Here is an 18575-nt window from a genome sequence, read left to right as displayed (position 1 = left end):
AAATAATCTACCATAAATTAGCAACAGAGCTACTCTAAATTTACTATATCGTCAACATCTACATTCAATGTATTGTTCTGAAGGTCCACTGGCTTTAGTTTTGCCGAATGAGGATAGACTGCTGTAACTTTGTATAATCCCTTTGCATCCTCGTGTATTTCATATTCAGTTCCAACTGAACTAATCATATTTGAGGACTGAGCTAAAGAGAACTTCATGTCCTTTGTAATTCCATTATCTCTTCCCATGTTGATGATAATATCATCACCCTTTGTATCTATAACTCGTGCAGAAACAGGAGCACACTGCAGTTCTCTGACCAGATCCTTTGCTGCACTGGATGTCAGATCATATAGTCTCTGTCCATAATCTGAACCTCTGAATCTGTCTGAACGAAGATCAATGAATTCGTTGGAATCAAAAGGCCAATCAGTTTCTCCCGAGTAGTTTTTATGGAAGATTATCTGCTGGTTAATGGCATCAAAAACTTCAACATCAAAATCAATGGTTCTTGTTGGAATGAACAGCATATTGGTTATGACATTATTTCCAACCTTGGATTTGCTTAGAGAATTGATGGTTCCTGTAATAATATACTGACTTCCATACTGAGTGGAAATTGCCTTGAGATTATCCAGTTTAGTCTTGTTTGGTACATTCTTTCCATTGTCATTGATTACATTAAGTCTTAACACAGGTCTTGTATTGAAGGTTGCTGAATTCGTGAGCTGATCATAGAGCATCTTATCCAGTTCCTTGTTTACATCCTCAATACCTAAAGCTCCCTGGAAAGACTGAGAATCCGCATATTTAAAGGATAAAGGCAGAATTGATTTGTTGACTGTTGAACCGGTGCACTTAACTTTTGCTTTTTTGTCATCGATAAAAGCCTTTATTTTTACAGTTGTTCTGTTTAGAGTGCTCTGACTTTCAAGTATGACAATTTTTTTGATTATATTGCCAGATCCTGGTCCGTACGAATTTCCGCTTAGAATGCCACTTTTATATGTCTGTTCTAATCTTATATCCGCTCCTGTCTGCATCAGAAGATTATGAATAGCATCATTTACGGCATCTTCACGGTTTGGGCCTATACCTGTTGCAACCTGCCAGCTGGCATTAGTCTGAAACGATAGTGAGGCTAAAAATAAAGTGACAGACACTTTTGCAATTTTTGAAAATTTCATAAAAACCCCAGATGATTGATTTTTGTCATATGGCATTGAAATTGCATTATTTAGACCAAGATTTGAGAAATCGTTATTTTTGTAACGAATCTTCTCTGTAACAGTAATACATTGATTATACGTACAAAAGAAGGTCAGGATGGAGAGAATGTTTTTAAAAATGCTAAGTATTGCATCATTGATTGCAATTTCTGGCTGTACGGCAAATCCTGCCCATGGTGGCAAAGATTCCCCTCAGCCTCCAGTATATGAGCAAAAAGGCATGGAAATCAGCAAAACAGTCTCTGAGATGGCTGATACTTTATATGCCACAATGATTGCTGATCTTAAAGCAATTGATTCTGCAAATGGAAATGGTCCAGTCAAAAAAGTGACAATCCCTAAGGTTGCAGTAACCTCTTTTGTTGATACTGATACTTATGAGAATGCTGGTTATCTTGGTAGATCAATGGCGGAAATGTTTGTTCATGAACTTGACCGCAGAGGTATTCAGGTCTTCGAGTATAAACTGACAGGATCTATTTCAATAACAAAAGACGGTGAGTTTGTATTCTCAAGAAACTGGAAGAAGGTAGCCCGCCAGGCTATGGTTAGACACATTCTGGCAGGAACAATTACTCGTAATGAAAAAGGTATTGTTGTTGTCGGACGTATCATTAATATGTCAAATTCAACCGTCGTAGGGTCTTCAACCGGATTTATTCCTTACGAGAGACTTCCTTACTGCTATAGAACAGGCGAGAAAAACTGTTCTATAAATGGAGCTCTTTCATATCAGTATTATCTTCATGAAAATGGAAAGAAGGTGGCCAATGGAGGCGGTGTTACAGATACTGTAACCAGTGTAAGAGTATCATCCTATTCCTATCACTCAACATTAACTCCAGAACAGGAAAAAATTGTTAAGAAGAGAAAGGAAGAGGAATTTATAAACAACTACTATATGTCTGATAAGAAAGACTTTAATGCTAAATACTATGTTGAGGGAGCGAAAGTTCCAGGAACCTCAACCGGCAATTATGAGCGTTACATGTACGAAAAGAATAAATCTTCACTTGGTGCATCAGGAAAGTCATCAGTTGTTTATCCAGCCCAGTCATATATGTATAAGGACAGAATCACCAGAGATGTTCATGATGAAAGTCATTATTCAAGGGTGAGCGATTAGGAGAGAAAAAATGAAGATATTAAAGATAGTTGCAGTTGCAATTGCAATGTCATTAACATTGACATCATGCTCTTCTACTTTTTTAACCAGAAATATCAGTTTTACTGATTCTGGTGTGAAAAAGCCAAACGCATTTCCTGTTCTCCGTGCAACTGGTTATGCCTCAATTTCAAGACAGCCGGGAGCAACATCTCAGATGAAACAGATAAAAGCCATGAGAGCTTCAAAGATAGAGGCTTACAGGGAGCTGTCAGAGCAGGTAAATGGCGTATATATAAATGCTAAGGATTCACTGAACAGTAACAGTGTGGAAACCTCCAATAACGTAAAAACAGAAGTTGATGGATTCATTCATGGTGCACGAGTAATCAGACAGTATGCCATGGGAGATACCTATGCAACCGAGGTTGAGCTTGATACCCGTGTAGTCTACGACATGTATGATATGCGTGGCGCTTTATAGGGGAGGTTAATATGGAAACTGCCAACAGATTTGTTTTCAAAAAGATAACTCCTAATACTCAGGAAGCAGCTGTAAAACCTATAAAAGACTATCTAATGATGCAGGATAAGGTTCTATCCTGTCTGGAACAGGTTATCAGCAGGGAATATCTTGCTTTGAAGGAAAGACACTTTGAGCTGTTACAGGGGCTTTCAACAGAAAAGTCTGATCTGATGCTGAAACTACAGTCAAATGATCAGAAACTGAAACTACACCCTGATGTTGGAACTCTTAAAACCAAATACAGTGCAGAAGTGCTGATAATAAAGAACAAAATGAAGAAATGTCATTTTAGAAATGAAGTAAATGGCAAACTGATTACCATGTGTATGCAGTCTTCCAATAGGCTTCAGGCTTTACTTGTAGAAGCAAGAGATCTTGTAACCCGTAATATGACTTATAACAACAAGGGAAGTGCATCCGCAAGAGCTCCTCTTAGAGTTTCTGTTTCAGCTTAATCTTTAAATTCAGATAGTCCTGTTTTCTTGAAGCAGGACTATTATTCTTATCTTTGCTCTTCTCTCTTTAAACCATTTTTTATTATAAAAATCAAAGTGATACTCAGAATTGCTACAAATTATGGGTATGTTAGAAAACAGCTAAAAAAAATGTAATTTAAGATGAATGTGCATTTAATAGCTTACGCTTCTTTTTCTAGTCTAAGAATAATGCATAAATACAAATTACATTGGAGCAAAAATGGGATTGGTTAATCTTTGTAATATCTTTGGCAATGATAAACTTGTAATTTCTGAGTTTGATTTTTCACCTGTAAACTATACTCAGCATGTGCCAAATCTTGATGCGGAATATGTTTTTGAACTGAACAGTCTGAATGATCTATTACTATATCTGGTTCATCCTTTTAAAGACTGTCTGTATATAAGCGGACCTTCGGGGTGTGGCAAAACTTCTCTGGTTCTTCAGGTTGCGGCAAGATTAAACTGGCCTGTAGAACAGATCACCTTATCTAACAAATCTGAATCTTTAGAACTTATAGGGCATTCTTCTTTAAAGAATGGGGAACTGATTTATGAATATGGACCTTTAACCAGGGCCATGATGTACGGTGAAATTTTAATTTTAAATGAAGTTGACCTGATGTCCCCTGGTGATTTAACTGTATTGAATGATGTTCTTGATGGAAAGGATTTAACTATTGTGGCAAATCAGGGGGAGATCATCAAACCTCATCCTAATTTCCGTGTTGTTGCTACTGCTAACTCAAAGGGAAATGGAGATACTAGCGGTTTTTATAATGGAGTTCGTCTCTTAAATCAGGCTTTTCTTGACAGGTTCAGATTTATGGAAATGTCTTATCCTAAAACTAACGTAGAAAAAGCCATGATTCTAAGTATGTTTCCTTCCATTGATGAGTCGCTATGTGTAAAGCTTCTTAAATTTGCTCACGATTTAAGGCAGGTAATAGAAGTTGGTTTTGAGAACGGTGTAAGGCAGTTGTCAGCGCCTTTTTCAACAAGATCTCTAATCAAAATCGCAGGGCTTATGTCTCTTGATACAGATCTGGACATTCATAAAATAATAAAAATGTGTTTTGCCTTAAGATTGCCTGCAGTTGAATACGAGTATGTGATGAGACTATGTAATGATATTTTTGGACACGAAGGTGGAAAGCCGACTGTAAAAACGGAATAGGCTAAAAAAAATAAACCCAGCATACTCATGCTGGGCTTTAACCTCATTCTCCTGCATAATGAGGTTATATCTGGGTAAGCAGTTCTCCTGCAAAACTGCTTTATCCAAAGATGGAAGATAACTCGTCTTCTGAATCGATCAGCTTGTTTGCTACAGATTCATAATCAATTTTGTATGAGCCATCTTTAATTGCATTTTTTAGTTTTTCTACTTTAGCAGAATCTACTCCTGAGGATTCTTTTGCTTTTTGAGTTCCTTTTGTCAAAATCTGTGCTGCGTTAGTCAGAACAACTGAATCTGAACCAAATTTTGATACGGTTTCCTTTGAAGCAACATTTCCCTTAGGATCCTGTGCTACGTTTTTGGCAGTAGCAACGGACTCTTTTACGCCGCTTTTATATATGCGGCTATTTAATGCATCTATTGCCATGATACTACCCTCAATCTTTCTCTCTCTTAAGATATATTATCAGCAGATTTAATATTTACCACTGTTAATTTGTTAACGGAATTAATAAAAAAAACTTAAATAAAAATTTCAAAAAAAATAAAAAAAAATGAAAAAAAACTTTTCTTATTGAATTTTCTAAAAAATTACTCGCACAATTCCTGGGCCTTCGACTATGCCGGTTACTATTTTGTTTGTTTTACTGTTTCTGACCTGAATTGTGTCGTTTAATTTTCCTTCTTCAAGTGCAATTCCCTGTGTTTTTATATACAGATTCTTTGAGCTTGCCTCGATAGTTACGATATCACCTTTAGCAATCAGAGTTATATCGCTGATTTTAAATTGTTCTCCGGCTCTGATATCTTTTTTTGCCTTACTTCCAATGATCTGGTTCTTGTCGTTAATAATTGAAGCTGCTGTTGTATTTTCATTAACGAATGCATCTTCAACCATACTTGAGGTGATTACATTTCCTCTCTGTATATTAGATGCTGCCACTACGGATGCTCTTAAAACAGAAACTGTAACAGGAATGTTGATTACATACGGATTCTCTTTTCTTGAGCATGTAATTCTTACAACATTACTTTTTTTGATCTCTGAATTCTGTAATTCTGCTGTCAGGTAACCTGAACATTTTCCTCCATAGTCACGATTAGGATCGAGCTTTGCAACCTTGACTACATACTTTTTATCGACATCCTTATTTGTGAATTGTGCAAGCATGTATTGCTTTGCAACATTAGATAGAAATTCTGCCTCTGCCTGTGTTGCATTAGTTGCAGCAGGTAATATGGAAAGGAATAACAAAAAAATTGTTGAAATTTTTTTTATAAAAAATAACACTGGATTTTCCTTGAACAGAATCTGAGTCTCATTATGATAATAGCACATAATGACATATACATCCGTACAAACAGCCACAGTTTCTATAATTAATGGTGGAGAATGTAGCAAGATTCGGGCCATACCAACAAAGTTGGATTTGTCGCACTTATTTTGAATAAATCGTTTTTCCGGTGTGATTTAATCCGCAAAATTTTGAGATTTCTTTTGTTTACCCGGATTTGCTAATTATTCTTTATTGTATACGGTGGGTAAATTGCCACTAGGGGAGTATTGCCTTTTTTATCCGTATTTACTAAGAAAAATCTGTTATTGTTTTTTTTATATTTAATGTATTGATCTTAAAAGATTTACTATAGTGTATTTGTGTTGGGATTATTATTAGATAGTTAATTTTATGTAATCGTTTCTTATTGAAAAATAATCACTGGATATGTATACTTTATGCTTAAAATTCAAGAAGATAGAGTAATTAAATTCAATTGATCTGTTTGATACAAGAGGCTCTGTATATATAGTGGTTAAAGCAGAATAATATATTTTTAGAAATATAAAAATAGCCGAACGTTAAGAATTTCAACGTTTTTGTTAATAAATTGTATGTAAAGGCATGGATGAGATGACATTTACAAATTCAAATAATAACAATAATGAAGGTAAGTTTAATCAAACATTTTCTTCATCAACCGGTTCACCAGCCTCAGCCCCTGCAACTGGTGGCAGTACACTGTCATCTAATGCAGGATCTACTCTAAATAAGACGCCATCTGCTGGAGTTTCTTCTTCATTGTCATCTAATGCGGCAAGACCTGCAGGTTTAGGTGTAGGTAGTTCTTCTGCAGCAGGTAGTACAGGCTCAGCTCCAGGAACAACTTCTGCATTTGGATCATCTTCCATGTCAAAAACTGTTCCTTTGACATCGGTAAGCAGTGCAACTGCAGCTCGTCCTGCTTCTTTATCATCTACTCCTGCTACAGCTAATACAGTTGCTTCAGCACCAAGACCATCTGCATTTACTACAACTGCAGCTCCTGCAGGTGCAAGTGCTACTGCAACTGCTGCCAGACCTTCTGCTTTTGGAGCTGCTGCCCCACAGAGTACAGCTGCTGCGGCTGTTCCAAGAGCTACTACATTCTCAGCCGCAACTGCACAGACAACGGCAACAGCAGCTTCCTCAACTGCTACAGCAGCAAGACCATCTGCTTTTGCTTCAACTTCAGCTGCAGGTACTGCTGCAACAACCGCTCCAAGACCTTCAGCATTTGCTACAACTCCTGCTTCTACAGCAGGTGCAACTACGGCAGCGGCAAGACCATCTGCTTTTACTTCAACAGCAGCATCAGCTGGTACAACCGCAACTGCTGCAAGACCATCCTCATTTACTGCATCAACAACAGCATCAGCAGGTAGTACACTAGGAACCAAAACATCTGCACCTGTTAGCAGCGATGAGTTTGCGAAAAAGTTTGCCGAAACCAAAGCAGCTTTGTCAACAGTTAAAAAAGCACCTTTATCATCAGGTTCAACAGATAGTGGTAATGTACCTCCTGTTGCTCCTGGTCAGGAAGTAACAGATGTGCAGTACAGACGCTTTGCTGCATTTATTGAAGAAAAATGCGGTATTGTTCTAGGTGTTGGTAAACAGTATCTTGTTAACAGCCGTTTATCAACTCTTCTGTCTAAGTTCCGCATCTCAAACGTTGATGAGCTTATTAATAAGGCTATGGAGAACACTCCTAATAATAAGATTCAGGATGCTGTAATTGATGCAATGACCACCAACGAAACTTTATGGTTCCGTGATACGTATCCTTATACAGCATTGGAACAGTTTATTCTTCCTGAACTTGCTAAGAAGGGTAAATATCCTGTCAGAATCTGGTCTGCTGCATGTTCATCAGGACAGGAGCCATATTCTATCGGTATTATTGTTCAGGAACAGATGGCTAAGATGATTCATGTTGATCCTAAACAGACTCAGATCATCGGAACAGATCTGTCTCCAGAGATGTTAAATACATGTAAGCTCGGACAGTATGATGTTCACGCATTATCAAGAGGTCTGTCTGCAGAACGCAAGGCTAAATTCTTCAAACCTACCAGAAACCCTAATATCATGCAGATTGATCCTAGGGTTAAGTCAATGGTTGAGTTCCGTCCTATGAATCTTTTAGGTTCTTATGCGCTTATGGGTAAATTTGACGTTATTTTCTGCAGAAACGTTCTGATTTACTTCTCCAATGATGTTAAGGCCGATATTCTTCGTAAACTGACCATGTGTTTGAATCCTGAAGGTTACCTGATTTTAGGATCTACAGAAACTCTGGTTGGTGTTGCTGATAAATATGAAATGGTAAGGCATAGTCCTGGTATTCTTTATCGATTAAAACCTCAGAAATATGCCTTCTAATTCTTTTCTTTAATCCTAAAATGAAGCGTTATCATATTGTTTGATAACGCTTTTTTTATGGCACAAAATATGCTTATACGTTTAAACGCAAAATAATAATATTTTTTTGACGCAATGGTGAAAGGTATGAGTATCAGTTTTGATAAAGCTTTTGGCGTTTTCCAGTACACGATGGGAATTCGAAATCAGAGAGCTGAAGTTCTTGCAGGTAATCTTGCAAATGCAGATACTCCTGGCTTTAAAGCCCGCGATCTAGATTTTGATATTGCTTTTAAAAATGCCGCACATGTTCAGATGGAAGAACCTTCAAATATGATTGTTACAAATTCTAAACATATGAAGCACAGTGCTATTGAAGATGAGCCTGAATTAACCATGAAATACAGAATGCCATATCAGGCAGATACAGGAAATGGTAACACGGTCGAAGTATCAACTGAAAGAATGAAGTATATGAATAACAATCTTGAGTATCAGGCAACTCTTAGATTCCTAAACGGACGTATTTCTAAACTTAAGAGTGCATTAAGAGCATCAATGTAGTAGAGGTGTAAAATGGGAATATTCAGAATACTTGATATTGCTGGTACAGCAATGAATGCCCAGTCTGTTAGATTGAATGCGACAGCATCTAACCTTGCTAATGCTGAATCAGTCAGTTTATCTGTAGAAACAACCTATAAGGCAAGACGTCCTCTGTTTTCTGCCGCATTTGATGAAGCTATGCAGTTTGAGGTTTCCGAAGGCGGTGTAACAGATCCTGTAACAGGTGAACCTTATGGTGTTGGCGTTGCTTTAAAAGGTGTTATCGAGTCTGATGCTCCAACAATCAAGGAATACAATCCAAATCATCCTCTGGCCGATGATGAGGGATACATTTACAGACCAAATGTAAATACTGTTGAAGAAATGGCTGATATGATCAGTGCCAACCGTTCTTATCAGACTGCGGTTCAGATGGCTACAAGTGCAAAGAAAATGATGCAGGCAACACTGCAGATGGGAACAAATCCTAATATGTAGTCATCAGTCAGCTTAACTTAATTATTTTTAACAGAAAGAATCTGATCCGTTTGTTCTATAACTGGTCAGATTTTTTTTATTGATAGAATAGTTTCTGAATAATTTTTCTCTGAATAATTATTCAGAAAAATAAAAGATCTTATTGCCATAATAATTGGCACGTTAATTGAATCATATATGGTAAGATTTAGTTAACCGGCAAAGTTTGCCGGTGTGGTAAAAAGGTTTGGGGGATAGTTTTATGTCAGTGGATTTCAGTTCAATTGGTAAAACATCCAGTTATATAAATCAGCAAGAAGCTGCCGCTTCGGCCAAAAAGAATAATAATGCTCTAGATCAGGCAGACTTCCTGAAGTTGTTAACCACACAGTTGACCAATCAGGATCCATCTTCTCCTGTTGATAATAATCAGATGGTAAGCACCATGTCTCAGCTTTCAATAGTTGATAACCTAACAACTATTACCAATGGCATGGATAATATTGTAAATTCGATTTCATCAAGCTCTGCGTTATCAGCATCAAGTCTGGTTGGAAGAAGTGTTCTTGTCGATTCAAGCACAGCCTTCTTTGATGGTAATTCTCCTCTTATGGCTCAGATAGATGCCGGCTCAGGAGCATCTGATGTTAAGGTTACCATTACCGATAATGTTGGTTCCATTATCTCAAGTTTCTCTGCATCAAACATTGATGGCGTTACAGATTTCTCCTGGGATGGTGTTAAGGATGCCGAAACTGGCGAAATGTATCCTGCAGGAAAGTATACAGTTGTCGTTTCCGCAATGCAGGGCGGCAAGGAAGTTAATTTGCCGGTTAAGACATATGGTACAGTCGGTTCAGTTGTTCTTGGCAATACAGTAAGTGATACAAAACTTAATATTCTAGGTTATGGTGAAGTATCACTGGATAATGTCGGCTCAATTTCTCTGTAAATTTTCAAGTCATTACAAGAGTTCTCCTTCGAGGGAACTCTTGTCAATTTCCTGTCAGATAAAATACCTTTCTTCTGTTAACTATCTAATTTTTAACTAAAAAATTTAATGGCATGTAATTTGCTACTTCATCTGCAATGAAGGAAATTATCCGGAGGTACAGATGGATAAGTTATTGTGGGTCGCAATGTCAGGAGCTAAGGAAAATTTCCATAGTCTTGCTGTACGAAGCAATAATTTAGCGAATTCAGGAACTACTGGTTTCAAAGCGGATTTTGAAAACAGCAGAGCTATGTCTGTATTTGCAGATGCTTATCCTACTCGTGCATTTGCCATGACGGAACGTCCTGGTTACAACATGGATGGCGGCGCAATTGAAACAACAGACAGAGAACTGGATATCGCTATCGATGGTGACGGTTTTATAGCAGTAAACGATAAGTCTGGAAGCGAGGCTTATACACGTTACGGAAGTTTAGATATAGACGTAGAAGGTAATCTGGTTACCTCTAACGGTTTAAATGTTCTAAACGAAGATGGTGAACCAATTGTTCTGCCTGCCATGCTGGCAGACATCACCATAAGTAAGGATGGTGTAATTTCAGGTAGACCTCAGGGCGGTGATTCTAATGTAATTGAGGAATATGCCCGAATAAAGCTGGTTAAACCTGAAAATTACAAGGATATTGAAAAGGGCTATGACGGTCTATTCAGAAGAGTTGATGGCACAACTCTTGCACAGGAAAATACAGTTAGAGTTAGAAACGGAATGTTAGAACAGTCTAATGTTAATCCAGTAGAGGAACTAACAAACCTGATTAGAATCCAAAGACAGTATGATGCAACAGTTAAGCTAATGGAAACAGCTAATCAGATGGATGAACGTCAAAATATGATTTTGACATACGAATAGCGAGGAGAAGATTATGATTCCGGCATTATGGATTAGTAAGACAGGTTTAGATGCTCAACAGACAAATATCTCTGTGACATCAAATAACCTTGCCAATGCATCAACCGTTGGTTTTAAACGTGGTAGAGCTATTTTTGAAGATCTTCTCTATCAGAAGATTAATCAGCCTGGAGGCAGATCTTCTGCAGATGGCTATTTACCTGAAGGTTTAATGATAGGTGCTGGTGCAAAGGTAGTTGCTACACAGCGTCAGTTTGGTCAGGGTGACGTTGAAACCACAGACAATTCTTTCGACCTGATGATTCAGGGTAGAGGATTCTTTGAAATTGAGCTGCCTGACGGAACTACTGCTTATACCAGAAATGGTCAGTTTACAAAAAATGAAGAAGGAACAATTGTAACCTCTGGTGAAGGTTATCCATTGCTTCCTCAGATTCAGGTTCCAGAGAATGCTGTATCTCTTACTGTTGGTCGTGATGGTCAGGTTTCAGTTGTTGTCGCAAATGAAAACGCCAGCCAGGATCTAGGTCAGATTACTGTAACAGATTTCATCAATCCTACCGGACTTGAATCAATCGGTGACAATCTTTTCCTTGAGACCACCGCGTCAGGAGCTCCTCAGCAGGGTATTGGCGGTGAAGATGGAATGGGCATTATTCGTCAGAATATGCTTGAAACATCAAATGTTAAGGTTACTGAAGAGCTTGTAAATCTTATTCAGGCTCAGCGTGTATATGAAATGAATTCAAAGGTTCTGACAACTGTTGATTCAATGATGGGATCTTTAATTCAATCAGTATAACGTTTAATTAGAGGAGGAGAGGAAAATGAATAAGATTGTACTGATTACAGCTGTAGTGAATGCTTTGCTTCTTCAGGGCTGTGCTTTGGATACATTCTCGCCAAAACCAGATGATCCGAAATTTGCACCTGCTCTACCTGAAGAGGATTACTCAAATGTTGTTCCTACAGGAGGTATTTATAATCCATACACTCTGAATAATGGAATGTATTCAGATACCTCTGCTCATAAGGTTGGCGATATTATATCTGTAACACTTGAGGAAGCAACTTCAGCAAGTAAGAATGCAAATACTTCTCTAACCAAGAATAACCAGAATAATTACGGTGGAATGAATTTGGCATTTGGTACTGATGACAATACTGTAAACAAATACGCAAACAAATACATAAACAGGTATAGCCCAACATTAACTTCCAATAATTCAAATACATTCAGCGGAACAGGCAAGGGAAGCCAGTCTAACAGTCTGAAAGGTCAAATCTCTGTTAGTGTGGTTAAGGTTTATGCAAACGGAAATCTGCAGGTACAGGGTGAAAAGTGGCTGATGCTTAACAATGGCAATGAATATGTTCGTGTAACAGGTCTAATAAGACCTTCTGATATCAGTTCTGATAACACTGTTTCATCACAGAGAATTGCAAATGCTAGAATACAATATGGTGGAACCGGAGATTTTGCTGATACTCAGGAAAGAGGTTTTATCTCAAGACTGTTTAACAGCGCATTTAATATATTCTTCTAGTATGCAGGAGAGCGGCTATGAAACTTTTAAAAGGATTTCTTAAATTCATAGTGACTGGAGCTGTCATTTTTATGACAGCTGCGTCTCTACCTGCTCAGGCCACCCGTTTGAAGGATATTGCCTCGATACAGGGAATCCGTGAAAATCAGCTGTTAGGCTATGGTCTGGTTGTTGGTCTGTCAGGTACAGGTGAGAAAAACTCAAAATTCACTGAACAGAGTTTTCGTTCAATGCTGAATACCTTTGGAATAAAGATCAGTGAGGGTTCAAGTCTTAAGATTAAGGATGTGGCTCCTGTAGCTATTCATGCTACCATGCCTCCTTTTGCCAAGGTAGGCCAGACTATTGATGTGACTGTTTCTGCAATTGGTGAAGCTGCCTCTTTAAGAGGAGGTACTCTTCTGCAGTCAATGCTTAGAGGTGTAGATGGAAACGTCTATGCAATTGCTCAGGGCTCACTTGTTGTCGGCGGTTTAGGTGTAGAAGGTGCAGATGGTTCTAAAGTAACTGTAAATACTCCAACTGTCGGCAGAATTTCAAATGGTGCAATTATAGAGCGCGAGGTTCCTGACAGCTTTTCTAATACAGATTCATTTGTGTTTAATCTGAACCGATCTGATTTTACAACCGCGAAAAATGTCGTGGATGCCATAAATGATATGTATGGTGACGGCAGTGCTGTTGCTGAAGATTCAACCTCAATCAGAGTCAGTGCTCCAAGAAATCCTGCTCAGAGAGTAGCTTATCTTGCAAGTCTGGAAAATCTGGATATACAGCAGGGTGATGATTCAGCCCGAATTGTTGTAAATTCAAGAACTGGAACAATCGTTATCGGTAGCAATGTAAGATTAAAGCCTGTTGCTGTTACCCATGGTGGGCTCACCGTAACTGTTTCTGAAGATCCTAGAGTATCTCAGCCAAACAGCTTCTCTCAGGGCCAGACTACAGTAGTTCCTGATTCTCAGATAAATGTTGAAGAGAAAAAGGGTAAGATGTTTAAGTTTGATACTGGTGCAACCTTAGATGATCTCGTACGTGCGGTGAATCAGGTTGGACTGGCTCCAGGTGATCTGATGTCAGTACTGGAGGCTTTGGATAAAGCCGGTGCGATAGACGGAAAGCTTGAAGTAATTTAATATAATCTACAAAGATAAAAGCCCGAGCCTAAAACTCGGGCTTTTTGAGCTGTAGAGCTGATGCTAGTTTTCAAACTTTGACATGATTGTCTTTAAAGCATCGTTTACAGGAATAGTTTCCTTTTCGCCTGTCTTTCTTAGCTTATATTCTATAACACCGTCTTTCAGGCTCTTCTCACCGATAGTTATGATGTGAGGAATACCCATAAGTTCGATGTCTGCAAACATAACACCAGGACGCTCATCTCTATCGTCGTAAATAACGTCTACGCCAGCTTTCTGAAGTTCTGCATACAGATTCTCGGCTACGTCCTTTACTTCCTGAGATTTAGATGGCTTAATAGCAATAATTGCTACCTTGAATGGGGCAATTGATTCAGGCCAGATAATACCTCTTTCATCATGATGCTGTTCAATTACAGCAGCAATGGCACGAGTAACACCGATACCATAGCACCCCATGATCATAGGAACATCTTTACCGGTTTCATCTTTAACAGTTGCCTTCATTGCCTCTGAATATTTTGTGCCAAGCATGAATACCTGACCAACCTCAATACCCTTGCGTAAATGTAAGGTTCCCTTGCCATCTGGGCTTGGATCTCCATCCTCAACGTTGCGAAGATCAAATACTTCGTATGAAGGGACATCTCTATCCCAGTTTACGTTGATTAAATGGAATCCTGTCTTGTTTGCTCCACAAGCAAAATTTGCCATCTTATCAGCAGTTCTGTCTACAAGAATTCTGCCTTTAAAGCCTACAGGTCCTAATGAACCGGTGTGAGCATTTGTGAAGTTATTGATTTCTTCCTCGGTTGCCATCTCAAGAGGATCTGCAATACCAGGGATCTTGATCGCTTTAACTTCATTTAATTCGTGGTTACCACGAAGACAGATCATAACTAGTTCGTTTGAACCGTCTTCCTTCTTCTCTCCGTGTACAATCAGACTCTTTAGAACCTGATTAGACTCAATTCCTAAAGCCTTAGCTGCTTCATCAACAGTGTGACAGCCAGGAGTTGCAACCTCAGAGTATTCTGCACCAGGAGCCGCTCTGTCATAAGTTGGAGCAAGAGCCTCCGCCATTTCGATATTCGCTGCGTATGAGGAACCATCTGACCATGCAATAGTATCTTCACCAGCCTCTGCAAGAGCCTGGAACTCATGAGAGTGATTTCCTCCGATAGAGCCTGTGTCAGCCTCTACAGGTCTGAACTCAAGTCCCATTCTTGTAAATACACGTGAATAGGCATCATACATATCCTGATAGGTCTTATTCAGAGATTCCTTATCCATGTGGAATGAGTAAGCATCCTTCATCAGGAACTCTCTTCCTCTCATTACACCGAAACGAGGTCTGATTTCGTCTCTGAATTTGTTCTGCATCTGATATAAGCAGATTGGTAACTGTCTTGCTGATTTGATTTCTCTTCTTGCAATATCAGTAACTACTTCCTCATGAGTAGGACCTAAAGCGAATTCGTTTTCTTTTCTGTCTGTAAAGCGGCAAAGCTCCGGACCGTACTTTGTATATCTTCCAGACTCTTTCCACAGCTCTGCAGGCTGAACCATTGGCATTGCAATTTCTAATGCGCCGGTTTTATCCATTTCTTCACGAACGATGTTCTGAACCTTTGATAAAACTCTCATTCCAGTTGGCAGCCAGGTATAAATTCCTGAAGCAATCTGTCTGATCATTCCAGCGCGAAGCATTAAACGATGGCTTTCAACAGCTGCTTCTTTTGGATCTTCTTTTAAAGTAGAAATTAGAAATTGACTAGTTCTCATATTTTATAGCGAATGAATCTCAACATTGATATTTAGAGATTTGATTCGTCTCCTGATTAATTTCAACAAAATCTTTTTCAATTAGGGAATAATCGAAATCGCAACAATTCGTTGTTATTCAATATCTTGTTTTGACAAGAAAATTTCCAAAATCTCAGATAGTTACTTTTATCTGATTTTAAGACTAATTTACTTCGCAGACCTCATTTTATGGTCTTATATGGCGAGAAATTATAGAAATTTTGTAATTTCCGTAAATTGAACTGAATTTAATGGTGAGCAGTATATCATTTTTTATTATTTATATCATTGTTCTTAGAAATCGATATTTAATGGTTTTCGGATAATATTTTTTCTCAGATGATATTGTTTGAGTAATGTTATAATTTTTCGTGCTGTCATCGTATAGATATCTTTGTTATAGCCAAATAATCTGATGATAGTCAGCTATGCAGTTCTAATTTTGAAAATGTATCAAATCTTCTAAACGGGATGTCTTTTATGATGGTATTTGTCGCAAGTTTTGTTGTTTTTCTGCTATTTGTTTTAGGTCTCTCTCTAAGCCTAATTTTTAGAAAAAAGACTTTAATGACTGAGGATGAAGCAACAGCTTCCATCATGGGCGATAGTGCATGTTCAACCTGTCAGCAGATGTGTGCTATGGCTGGCAGATCGAAGGTTTCAAAAAAAGTAAAAAGTAAAATCAAATGTAATGTAAACGAATTAAATGAGGTTGAGATTCCACATAAAGAAGTCTAGTTCAGAACAAGAATGATTGATAACGGATTTAAATCCTAAGGAACTTTTATGAAAAAAAATCGACTAATGTTTACTGCAGTGCTCTGCTTATCTTTATGTACTTTTCTTTATGGATGTGATGACACTAAGTCTGAGAAAACTACAGAGCAGGTTTCGACAAAAGTTCAGGGTAAAACAATGGGGACCTTTTATGCTGTAAACGTAGTTGGAGGATATAAAGGAGGAGAACAGGCTCTTACCGAACTTGCTGAAAACTGCTTTAAAAAAATCTGTGATGAAATCTCAACCTTTGATAAGAATGCTGAACTGGCAAAATTCAATGAGTTTAAATCAACAGAACCTTTTGAAATATCTTCTGATTTATCCAAGATTATTCAGGATACAGTTTATCAGGGCAGAAGAATTGATGATGCCACAGATATTACCGTTGGTCCTCTGGTAAATCTTTGGGGCTTTGGTATAAACAAAAGAAACGATAGTGCCCCATCTCCAGAGCAGATTGAAGAAGTAAAAAAATTAGTTGGTTTTGACAAATTTGAATTACGCTTTGAAAATCATAAGAATTACCTTTTAAAAAAGGATCCTGATGTAAGACTTGACCTTTCAACTGTTGGAGAAGGTTTGGGGGCAGATGCTGTAGCGGAGGAACTTATAAAACAGGGCTATAAGAATTTTATGGTTAATGTTGCCGGTGCATCCAGATCCTATGGTGTTAATGCTGAAGGCCGAAAATGGAAGCTTGGAATCGAAGATCCAACCTCTCCTACTCCTAAGCTTTTTGCTCCTATATGTGCTTTGGATAAAGCTGTTACAACTGCCGGATCCTATAGAAATTTCTTTAAGGATGAAAAAAGCGGAACAGTTTATTCTCACGCTATTGATCCTAAAACAGGCTATCCTGTATCACACAAGACATTATCTGTTACCGTAATCTCTGACAGTGCCTTTGAAGCAGATGCTCTTGATACTGGACTTCTAGTTTTAGGTGCAGATAAGACCTTAGAGTGGGGCGAGAAGAATAACTACCCATTAGCTACAATTGAATATAAAGACGGTAAGCCTGTTATGCGTCATACAAAGCAGTTTGAACCTTACCTGAAATGTGGTTCAGAAACCGCCAATAAATAGCTCTCCCATAAAAAGATCCTTCTGTCTATGGGAGGCCTTGCCTCCCATCTTAATATAAGCCTGATTTTTGAGTGGCTATCGGCAGAAGTTAATCCTGTCTTTTGGAAACGTGATGATAATTGTCATCGTAGAACTTTCCATTTCTGATATCGTCAGTCATTCCCTCATATGGTGTTTCATTAATTACATCGTTATTGTCTGCACCTGCATCCCCAATGTAAGTAATTGTTGCAAACTCTGGTACCAGATACTTTGGATAGGTTTCATATTTCTCACGAGCTTCGTACATTCTGTCAAGGTGTTTGTTCTGATAGCAGACTGTGATTTCAGGATGGTCATGAACCCATTTCGGAAAGAAGATTACTCCATTGATTTTTCCCTGAGCAGGCATAAAGTCTAAAGCAACATCTGTTCCTGTTGGTTCAGTCCAGGTAATTTTAAATATTCCATCCGCAATTTTAAAAAGGTTTATTTTCTGATCAGTTACCCATCTGCCTTTTACCATTCCTCCGTGAATACGATAGCAGCAGGTGTGGTTATTCTTGCAGTACCACTCATATTCCCAGCCATTATCGTAGGTATAAATGAAATGCTTACCGATAAAATCCTTCAGATCTTTTATTTCGCTTCCATTAACTTTTCTTAGCATTATTCTTACCTCTCTTCCTTCTTATGTAATTTAATACATGTAATTAATTACATGTTTGTATTGAAATACATAATATATCTAATTTTATTTATGTCAATAAGATTTTTGTTAAGAAAAAAGTTCTGATTGTCTGCAACAAGCCCTGTTTAAAAGACAATTTTGGGAAATCTGATAAAAAAAATTGTGAAAATATAATGAATAACTCGAGTTTCCCAGATAAAAAATTTAAGTAAATCCAGATCCACTCTAGGATTGATGCTCTTTAAAAACTTGTATTGATTTATTATCTTGCTAGAGGCAATGGAATTACCTGCTTAAGGAAGTTACAGATCCCGTTAAACCATGAGCCTAACAGATCATTTATGATCTGCTCTGCTTTAACAAGACAACCTTTCTTTAGCAGGCTTGCTTCTTCTAAAATCTTTGGAATATAAATGAAGCATCTCATTAGAGAATCTATTGCTGCCTGATAAGGTATATCCTG

21 protein-coding genes are annotated in these 18575 nt (G+C 38.0%); 14 read left to right on the top strand and 7 right to left on the bottom strand.

The window, feature by feature from the left end; translation table 11 throughout:
• Window positions 1-29: 29 nt before the first annotated feature.
• Window positions 30-1187, bottom strand: coding sequence for a flagella assembly protein FlgT middle domain-containing protein (locus tag B5D46_RS05800; RefSeq protein WP_159443030.1), 1158 nt, complete (start codon window positions 1185-1187; stop codon window positions 30-32).
• Window positions 1188-1335: 148 nt separating this feature from the next.
• On the opposite strand from B5D46_RS05800, the gene B5D46_RS05795 reads away from it, so the two are divergent.
• From B5D46_RS05795 to B5D46_RS05780, 4 genes are all read left to right on the top strand, one after another.
• The gene (locus B5D46_RS05795; RefSeq protein WP_143675610.1) at window positions 1336-2355 is read left to right on the top strand and encodes a FlgO family outer membrane protein; all 1020 of its coding nucleotides are present in this window, start codon (window positions 1336-1338) and stop codon (window positions 2353-2355) included.
• A gap of 10 nt (window positions 2356-2365) precedes the next feature.
• Window positions 2366-2818 (top strand): LPP20 family lipoprotein, encoded by a 453-nt coding sequence (locus B5D46_RS05790; protein ID WP_078928649.1) that lies wholly within the window; start codon window positions 2366-2368, stop codon window positions 2816-2818.
• A gap of 11 nt (window positions 2819-2829) precedes the next feature.
• On the top strand, window positions 2830-3315 hold the full coding sequence (flgN, locus tag B5D46_RS05785) for a flagellar export chaperone FlgN (protein WP_078928648.1): 486 nt from the start codon (window positions 2830-2832) through the stop codon (window positions 3313-3315).
• Between the two features lie 241 nt (window positions 3316-3556).
• Complete coding sequence (locus B5D46_RS05780; RefSeq protein WP_078928647.1) at window positions 3557-4513, top strand: AAA family ATPase; 957 nt, start codon at window positions 3557-3559, stop codon at window positions 4511-4513.
• A 100-nt stretch (window positions 4514-4613) separates the two neighbouring features.
• On the opposite strand, the gene flgM is transcribed toward B5D46_RS05780, so the two are convergent.
• From flgM to B5D46_RS12345, 3 genes are all read right to left on the bottom strand, one after another.
• The gene (gene flgM / locus B5D46_RS05775) at window positions 4614-4943 is read right to left on the bottom strand and encodes a flagellar biosynthesis anti-sigma factor FlgM (RefSeq protein WP_031492077.1); all 330 of its coding nucleotides are present in this window, start codon (window positions 4941-4943) and stop codon (window positions 4614-4616) included.
• Window positions 4944-5099: 156 nt separating this feature from the next.
• Window positions 5100-5807 carry a flagellar basal body P-ring formation chaperone FlgA gene (gene flgA / locus B5D46_RS05770; RefSeq protein WP_159443029.1) on the bottom strand — a complete coding sequence of 236 codons (708 nt, stop codon included), beginning with the start codon at window positions 5805-5807 and terminating at the stop codon, window positions 5100-5102.
• Window positions 5808-6473: 666 nt separating this feature from the next.
• On the bottom strand, window positions 6474-7232 hold the full coding sequence (locus tag B5D46_RS12345) for a hypothetical protein (protein WP_234973827.1): 759 nt from the start codon (window positions 7230-7232) through the stop codon (window positions 6474-6476).
• A 61-nt stretch (window positions 7233-7293) separates the two neighbouring features.
• Between B5D46_RS12345 and B5D46_RS12340 the strand changes: the two genes are divergently transcribed.
• The 8 genes from B5D46_RS12340 (at window position 7294) to B5D46_RS05725 (ending at window position 13767) form a co-directional block, all read left to right on the top strand.
• Window positions 7294-8217: a CheR family methyltransferase gene (locus B5D46_RS12340; RefSeq protein WP_234973826.1), complete on the top strand. Its 924-nt coding sequence runs from the start codon at window positions 7294-7296 to the stop codon at window positions 8215-8217.
• Between the two features lie 126 nt (window positions 8218-8343).
• Window positions 8344-8760, top strand: coding sequence for a flagellar basal body rod protein FlgB (gene flgB / locus B5D46_RS05755; RefSeq protein ID WP_078928643.1), 417 nt, complete (start codon window positions 8344-8346; stop codon window positions 8758-8760).
• Between the two features lie 12 nt (window positions 8761-8772).
• A complete protein-coding gene (flgC, locus tag B5D46_RS05750) occupies window positions 8773-9240 on the top strand; it encodes a flagellar basal body rod protein FlgC (protein ID WP_078928642.1) in 468 nt (155 codons plus the stop codon).
• Between the two features lie 241 nt (window positions 9241-9481).
• Complete coding sequence (locus B5D46_RS05745) at window positions 9482-10171, top strand: flagellar hook assembly protein FlgD (RefSeq protein ID WP_078928641.1); 690 nt, start codon at window positions 9482-9484, stop codon at window positions 10169-10171.
• Between the two features lie 163 nt (window positions 10172-10334).
• On the top strand, window positions 10335-11084 hold the full coding sequence (gene flgF / locus B5D46_RS05740) for a flagellar basal-body rod protein FlgF (RefSeq protein WP_031492068.1): 750 nt from the start codon (window positions 10335-10337) through the stop codon (window positions 11082-11084).
• Window positions 11085-11097: 13 nt separating this feature from the next.
• Window positions 11098-11886 (top strand): flagellar basal-body rod protein FlgG, encoded by a 789-nt coding sequence (flgG, locus tag B5D46_RS05735; RefSeq protein WP_031492067.1) that lies wholly within the window; start codon window positions 11098-11100, stop codon window positions 11884-11886.
• Between the two features lie 25 nt (window positions 11887-11911).
• Window positions 11912-12631 (top strand): flagellar basal body L-ring protein FlgH, encoded by a 720-nt coding sequence (locus tag B5D46_RS05730; protein ID WP_078928640.1) that lies wholly within the window; start codon window positions 11912-11914, stop codon window positions 12629-12631.
• A 71-nt stretch (window positions 12632-12702) separates the two neighbouring features.
• Complete coding sequence (locus B5D46_RS05725; RefSeq protein WP_234973825.1) at window positions 12703-13767, top strand: flagellar basal body P-ring protein FlgI; 1065 nt, start codon at window positions 12703-12705, stop codon at window positions 13765-13767.
• Between the two features lie 63 nt (window positions 13768-13830).
• Here the strand turns inward: B5D46_RS05725 and B5D46_RS05720 are convergent, their stop codons facing one another.
• On the bottom strand, window positions 13831-15555 hold the full coding sequence (locus B5D46_RS05720; RefSeq protein WP_078928638.1) for a proline--tRNA ligase: 1725 nt from the start codon (window positions 15553-15555) through the stop codon (window positions 13831-13833).
• Between the two features lie 501 nt (window positions 15556-16056).
• Between B5D46_RS05720 and B5D46_RS05715 the strand changes: the two genes are divergently transcribed.
• Together B5D46_RS05715 and B5D46_RS05710 are read left to right on the top strand one after the other, a co-directional pair.
• A complete protein-coding gene (locus tag B5D46_RS05715; protein WP_031492063.1) occupies window positions 16057-16314 on the top strand; it encodes a hypothetical protein in 258 nt (85 codons plus the stop codon).
• 48 nt (window positions 16315-16362) lie between these two features.
• On the top strand, window positions 16363-17442 hold the full coding sequence (locus tag B5D46_RS05710) for an FAD:protein FMN transferase (RefSeq protein ID WP_078928637.1): 1080 nt from the start codon (window positions 16363-16365) through the stop codon (window positions 17440-17442).
• An 88-nt stretch (window positions 17443-17530) separates the two neighbouring features.
• On the opposite strand, the gene B5D46_RS05705 is transcribed toward B5D46_RS05710, so the two are convergent.
• Together B5D46_RS05705 and B5D46_RS12135 are read right to left on the bottom strand one after the other, a co-directional pair.
• Window positions 17531-18091 carry a phenolic acid decarboxylase gene (locus tag B5D46_RS05705; RefSeq protein WP_078928636.1) on the bottom strand — a complete coding sequence of 187 codons (561 nt, stop codon included), beginning with the start codon at window positions 18089-18091 and terminating at the stop codon, window positions 17531-17533.
• Window positions 18092-18374: 283 nt separating this feature from the next.
• Window positions 18375-18575 (bottom strand): hypothetical protein (locus B5D46_RS12135; protein WP_159443028.1); only part of this gene is annotated, 201 nt, incomplete at its 5' end.

The organism is Succinivibrio dextrinosolvens DSM 3072 (genome assembly GCF_900167015.1).
In the GTDB taxonomy this organism is placed as follows: domain Bacteria; phylum Pseudomonadota; class Gammaproteobacteria; order Enterobacterales; family Succinivibrionaceae; genus Succinivibrio; species Succinivibrio dextrinosolvens.
The sequence above is the reverse complement of the archived record's forward strand: the minus strand, read 5'-3'. Positions and strand labels throughout refer to the sequence as shown.

Coding starts and splice junctions, on each gene's coding strand:
- B5D46_RS05710 (WP_078928637.1), top strand. CDS start 16,363: ATGAAAAAAAATCGACTAATGTTTACTGCAGTGCTCTGCTTATCTTTA.
- B5D46_RS05705 (WP_078928636.1), bottom strand. CDS start 18,091: ATGCTAAGAAAAGTTAATGGAAGCGAAATAAAAGATCTGAAGGATTTT.
- B5D46_RS05730 (WP_078928640.1), top strand. CDS start 11,912: ATGAATAAGATTGTACTGATTACAGCTGTAGTGAATGCTTTGCTTCTT.
- B5D46_RS05745 (WP_078928641.1), top strand. CDS start 9,482: ATGTCAGTGGATTTCAGTTCAATTGGTAAAACATCCAGTTATATAAAT.
- flgM (WP_031492077.1), bottom strand. CDS start 4,943: ATGGCAATAGATGCATTAAATAGCCGCATATATAAAAGCGGCGTAAAA.
- B5D46_RS05780 (WP_078928647.1), top strand. CDS start 3,557: ATGGGATTGGTTAATCTTTGTAATATCTTTGGCAATGATAAACTTGTA.
- B5D46_RS05800 (WP_159443030.1), bottom strand. CDS start 1,187: ATGAAATTTTCAAAAATTGCAAAAGTGTCTGTCACTTTATTTTTAGCC.
- B5D46_RS05795 (WP_143675610.1), top strand. CDS start 1,336: ATGTTTTTAAAAATGCTAAGTATTGCATCATTGATTGCAATTTCTGGC.
- B5D46_RS05720 (WP_078928638.1), bottom strand. CDS start 15,555: ATGAGAACTAGTCAATTTCTAATTTCTACTTTAAAAGAAGATCCAAAA.
- B5D46_RS05790 (WP_078928649.1), top strand. CDS start 2,366: ATGAAGATATTAAAGATAGTTGCAGTTGCAATTGCAATGTCATTAACA.
- flgC (WP_078928642.1), top strand. CDS start 8,773: ATGGGAATATTCAGAATACTTGATATTGCTGGTACAGCAATGAATGCC.
- B5D46_RS05725 (WP_234973825.1), top strand. CDS start 12,703: ATGACAGCTGCGTCTCTACCTGCTCAGGCCACCCGTTTGAAGGATATT.
- flgN (WP_078928648.1), top strand. CDS start 2,830: ATGGAAACTGCCAACAGATTTGTTTTCAAAAAGATAACTCCTAATACT.
- flgB (WP_078928643.1), top strand. CDS start 8,344: ATGAGTATCAGTTTTGATAAAGCTTTTGGCGTTTTCCAGTACACGATG.
- flgG (WP_031492067.1), top strand. CDS start 11,098: ATGATTCCGGCATTATGGATTAGTAAGACAGGTTTAGATGCTCAACAG.
- flgF (WP_031492068.1), top strand. CDS start 10,335: ATGGATAAGTTATTGTGGGTCGCAATGTCAGGAGCTAAGGAAAATTTC.
- B5D46_RS05715 (WP_031492063.1), top strand. CDS start 16,057: ATGATGGTATTTGTCGCAAGTTTTGTTGTTTTTCTGCTATTTGTTTTA.